The following is a 4,724-nucleotide window of genomic DNA, read 5'->3' as shown; positions in this document are numbered from 1 at the left end:
GATGAGGTACGTGTATGGGATACCGTACTTTCAGCGGCTACCATCGGAGCCTGGAAAGACAAACTGCTCGGCAGCTGCCATCCCAATATTGCCCACCTGGTTGTATATTGGCCACTGGATGACAACACCAATCCGTCAACGGCCACTGCGGAAATGGGAACCGCTTATAGCGGTACTATCACCAACGGCACTTATGTTACCAGCGCCCAGGCCACAACTTCCAGCGGTTGCAGCGGAGCAAGGGTCGTTTTTGCACCTCCTTTGGAAGCAATAAAAGAAAATAAGCCCCTTAATGGAAAAATATACCCCAATCCCACAGAGGGGCTTATACGGCTTGAATTAAATGCTTCTGTTTCGAAATCGGTAACAGTCAATGTTCTTGATTTGTTCGGGAGAAATTTATACAGTAACAAAACATCTGTTGTGAAAGGCTTTAACAGGATATCATTGAATATTACTTCCTTGCCATCCGGAGTTTACATGATCGAGGTCAGAGATGGCCAGGCAATCGTGGAAAAATACAAACTAATGAAACGATAGAATAATCTTAAATTGATTTAAGGAGGCCGGCTTTTTAGTCGGCCTCTTTATCATTTATAAACCAAGCTCCGGCAATTTAAGGTTGTCTGCATGGTCAATCTGCCCCAATTCGCCGGCTGAAAATTGCTTGTTGTCTTTGTGCATAATTTCAAATTTTTCCGGGTGAAACAATTCCATTTGCTTAAATGGTTGTAGCATCAATAACATTGGGAACCGTTGAGAGCATATAATCAAGCCCGCCTTTCCAGGGTTTTAATTTCTCAACAGTATCTGCTGCAATAACCTCTTTAGCGCCAAATCTTTTCATGCCGGCCGCTTTCGGCATATATTTGGCAAACACATACCATTTAAGCAATTACAAGCAGCACGATATTTGGTAGTAATGAGTGTTTATCTCAAGCTATCAATTATGAAACTGTATCTGTACTTGCATTTATACGCAGCATTAAGCATTTCTTGTGATCAGGCAGCGCAGCCTGCCGGCCTCCCACAACCGAAAATTGTGGAAAAATGGGAATTGCCGGGAGAATTATTGGAAGTTTCAGCTACAATCGGGGTAGACCGTAACCGGGTGGCCTGCGTACAGGACAATGAGGGTTCGATTTATATCTACAACCTGGTAAGTAGGTCGGTGGAGAACAAGATTCCTTTTGCCGGCAGCGGCGACTATGAAGGACTTGCGTTGGCCGGCAACACTTATTATGTGTTAAGAAGCGATGGCTTCCTGTATGAAGTTGACTCCCAAAAGGGCAAGGCATCAGTGAAAACCTATGATCTGCCATTAAGCGCAGAAAATGATGCTGAATCTTTATTTTATGACAGGCCTAATAATCGTTTGCTTATTGCTGTTAAGGAAAAGGATCTTACCCAAAAGGATAAGAAGGGTATATACAGCTTTGATCTTAGTTCCCGGAAAATGTCTACAGAGCCGGTGTTAACGTTTTCGGCCGGGTATAATTCAGCAGAGTCCGGCGGCGCTGCTGCCGGTGACCAGGAAGGTAAGAAAAAGAAGAAGAATAAAAGGGGAAAGAAGCAGGCGTCAGAAATAAAGCCATCTGAGATAATCATCAACCAGTCAACAGGTGAGTTTTATGTGCTGGATGGTCCCTCTTCAAGGCTGTTCATTTTAGACAAGACCGGCAACATAAAACGTGCATTTCAGCTTGACCGGAAAGACTTTCCCCAGCCGGAAGGGATGTTTATCAGTTCTTCAAATGAACTTTTTATATCAAGCGAAGGCAATAAGAAAGGGAACGGCATCATTGCAAAAGTTGCGCTTTAGCATGCACGGTCTCCAATGGCTGCTAATACATCAACCATGTTATGCACTCCGGCGCCCGTTTGTGCGTTTGGGGGGCCGGAATAATTATGGCCCAATTATAGTCGTCTATTGCTAAACAGAATATGGAACAGCCGAAGCAGGTCTTCGTGATCGAAGATGATAATGATTTGAATGACGCATTAGTAATGTTACTGAAACTTGCAGGGTATGATGTAAGCACGTGGCTGAATATTTCAGCCTTTAAAAGGAGGGAAGGCCCTCCGCCGGATGTATACCTGATAGACCGGCAGCTGGACCAGGAAGACGGACTTGACCTGTGCCGGGAATTAAAGGCCGGCCCGGTTACCCGGGAAATACCTGTAGTGATCATGTCAGCCAACGCTGGTATAAAGGCTGCCTCTGAAGAAGCAGGCGCCAGCGCATTCCTGCCAAAACCCTTTACCAGGAAGGAGTTAGTGTCAATACTGCAAAGCGTGCTTACAAAATAACCGGCTAATAGCCACATTTTTTATTGTTTAACTTACCTTATGAGTGAATACCAACAAGATATTTCCGGCAACCAGCTGATACAGGACGATCAGGCGAGATTTTTCCTCGCTTCTATTATTGATACGCTGCAGGATTCTGTTGTTACGATCAGCCTGGAAGGCATTATTACGAGCTGGAACAAGTCGGCGGAGCGGTTGTATGGTTATCCTGCCACCGAAGCCATCGGCAGGTCACTGCACATGGTTATGTTTCCGAAAGACTTCGAACCGCTACGCCAAAGTATCGATGCCATCCGCGCGGGACAGACGGTTCCGGTCTATCATACACTGCGCCTGCACAAAGGTGGCCAGAACCTGGAGCTGGAGATCACCCTGTCGCCCGTACTTGATACAGAGCTCCGGGTTATCGGTGTTTCTACTGTGGCCAGGGACGTAACAGAACTCAACAGGGCAAGGGAAGCGCTTGCTGCTTCGGAGAGCCGGTTACGCGCTATCATTGAGGCCGCTATTGATTTTGCTATCATCACCCTTGACCCGCAGGGCATTATTCTCGATTGGAGCTCAGGCGCCGAAAAGATGTTTGGCTACAGCCGGCAGGAAGCGGTTGGCCTGCACACCGAAATTATATTCACACCTGAAGACCGGCATGGCGGTATCCCTATGGTAGAGATCGAAGTGGCAAGAACTACGGGAAGATCTGTGGACGAGCGCTGGCACTTACATAAAGAAGGTGCGCGGTTTTTCATGAGCGGGGTTATGACGCCGCTTACGGAAGGTCCGGTAAACGGCTATGTAAAGATTGCAAGGAACATCACTGACCGCAAGATGGCTGAAGAAGCGCTGCTGCTGGCTGAGGAAAGAAAAAGCCTGGCGGTCCGGTCGGCCGAGATGGGGGAATGGATCTGGGACATCCGCGCGGATACCGTGGATATAAGCGAAACAGTAAGGCTGTTGTTTGGACTGGCTGCTGACGCAGAGCAGGTATCCCCCGGTCTTTTATTTTCCCTCATCTATCAGCCTGATCAGGATACCGTTCGTGGTCAATTGAATACCGCGTTGCAGGGGCTAATGATATTTCAGGCGGAATACCGCATCGTGCGGGCGGATAACCGGGAGATCAGATGGGTGAATACCTACGGCAGAATTATTGCGCAGGAAGGTGACCATCCAACCCGGATGATCGGTGTTATCTATGACATTACATCCCGCAAGCTGCTGGAAAAGCAAAAAGATGATTTTATCAGTTTGGCGAGCCACGAGCTGAAAACGCCCGTAACAGGGATAAAAACTTATACCGAGGTGCTGCATGAAATGCTGCTGGAATCCAATGCGGCCGAAAGCCTGATTATCCTTAATAAGATCAATAGGCAAGTTGATAGATTGATCAAGCTGCTTCAGATGTTGCTGGATTCCAGCACACTCTCAGAAGGAAAAATGCGGTTGTATCCGGAAACCTTTGATCTGAACAGTGCCATCAGCGAACAGATCGAGCCATTCCAGCGCATAGCCCACAGCCACCGCATCCGCTGGGAACCTGCGGCTATAGCACTTGTGCATGCGGACCGGGACAGGATCATCCAGGTGGTCACTAACTTCGTGTCCAATGCTATAAAGTATTCCCCTCCGGAAGGTGAGATCCTTATCAGTACAGAAGACAAACTGGAAGGAGTGATGGTGAGGGTACAGGACACGGGACCGGGTATTCCGGAAGAAGCGCAGCCATATCTGTTTGACCGGTACTACCGGGTGGCCGGTAAGGCCCAGAAGCGCGAAGGATTCGGCCTTGGGTTATATATTTCTGCAGCGATCATTCATCAGCACATGGGAACGATAGGGGTTGAAAGCGTGCCTGGTAAAGGGGCTACATTCTATTTCACCCTGCCGTATAGTTAACGGCTGAAGTTTCCAGGACTTCATCAACATGCCCGGAATTGATCGTTATGAATGAGGCCGAAAGCCACGCACATTATTTCATCCATGTGGCCCTCAATATGCTGCGTGAAACTTAAAGTTCAATAGAGTCCCCTGACAAATAAATATTCATCCTCTTCTTTAGCTTTATCCTGTAACAGGGAAGGTTCTTTTGATAAGAGCTGGATGGTAGTGCTGCTGATGATCAGCTGCCTGAGAATGATGAAAATGAGCAGTATGATCGCAATGATAAAGATGGTGGTCCACATATGATAGCTATTTAATTGAAAGAATATATTTTGTCAGCTCTCCCAGATCCGTTTCAGATAGCTGCGGGAAGCCGGGCATCTGAGGATATCCCGGGCGTTTTTTACCGGGAGCCTTGATCCAGCTTTTAAGCCCTGCTTCGTTATCATGGTAAATGCTCACCATTTCGGTCATGGGCGGGCCAACCAGCTTTTCATAAGGTTTGTGGCAGGAGCTGCAGTTAGCCTGGAATAAGG

General features: G+C 47.5%; 7 protein-coding genes. 4 read left to right on the top strand and 3 right to left on the bottom strand.

Features of this window, described 5'->3' with window-relative positions:
• Positions 1-540, top strand: a 540-nt coding sequence (locus tag VIM87_RS06795) for a T9SS type A sorting domain-containing protein (protein WP_331996250.1), incomplete at its 5' end; no start/stop codon positions are given.
• A gap of 181 nt (positions 541-721) precedes the next feature.
• On the opposite strand, the gene VIM87_RS06790 is transcribed toward VIM87_RS06795, so the two are convergent.
• Positions 722-847, bottom strand: a complete 126-nt coding sequence (locus VIM87_RS06790) for a hypothetical protein (RefSeq protein WP_331996249.1) — start codon at positions 845-847, stop codon at positions 722-724.
• 102 nt (positions 848-949) lie between these two features.
• On the opposite strand from VIM87_RS06790, the gene VIM87_RS06785 reads away from it, so the two are divergent.
• The 3 genes from VIM87_RS06785 (at position 950) to VIM87_RS06775 (ending at position 4,203) form a co-directional block, all read left to right on the top strand.
• Positions 950-1,822, top strand: coding sequence for an SdiA-regulated domain-containing protein (locus tag VIM87_RS06785; RefSeq protein WP_331996248.1), 873 nt, complete (start codon positions 950-952; stop codon positions 1,820-1,822).
• Between the two features lie 122 nt (positions 1,823-1,944).
• On the top strand, positions 1,945-2,310 hold the full coding sequence (locus VIM87_RS06780; protein WP_331996247.1) for a response regulator: 366 nt from the start codon (positions 1,945-1,947) through the stop codon (positions 2,308-2,310).
• 39 nt (positions 2,311-2,349) lie between these two features.
• On the top strand, positions 2,350-4,203 hold the full coding sequence (locus VIM87_RS06775) for a PAS domain S-box protein (RefSeq protein ID WP_331996246.1): 1,854 nt from the start codon (positions 2,350-2,352) through the stop codon (positions 4,201-4,203).
• 119 nt (positions 4,204-4,322) lie between these two features.
• On the opposite strand, the gene VIM87_RS06770 is transcribed toward VIM87_RS06775, so the two are convergent.
• Both VIM87_RS06770 and VIM87_RS06765 read right to left on the bottom strand, forming a co-directional pair.
• Positions 4,323-4,490: a hypothetical protein gene (locus VIM87_RS06770; protein ID WP_331996245.1), complete on the bottom strand. Its 168-nt coding sequence runs from the start codon at positions 4,488-4,490 to the stop codon at positions 4,323-4,325.
• Positions 4,491-4,497: 7 nt separating this feature from the next.
• The coding region (locus VIM87_RS06765) for a cytochrome c (RefSeq protein WP_331996244.1) at positions 4,498-4,724 on the bottom strand (227 nt) is incomplete at its 5' end.

The organism is Chitinophaga sp. (assembly GCF_036569125.1).
Taxonomy (GTDB): Bacteria; Bacteroidota; Bacteroidia; order Chitinophagales; family Chitinophagaceae; genus Chitinophaga.
The sequence above is the reverse complement of the archived record's forward strand: the minus strand, read 5'-3'. Positions and strand labels throughout refer to the sequence as shown.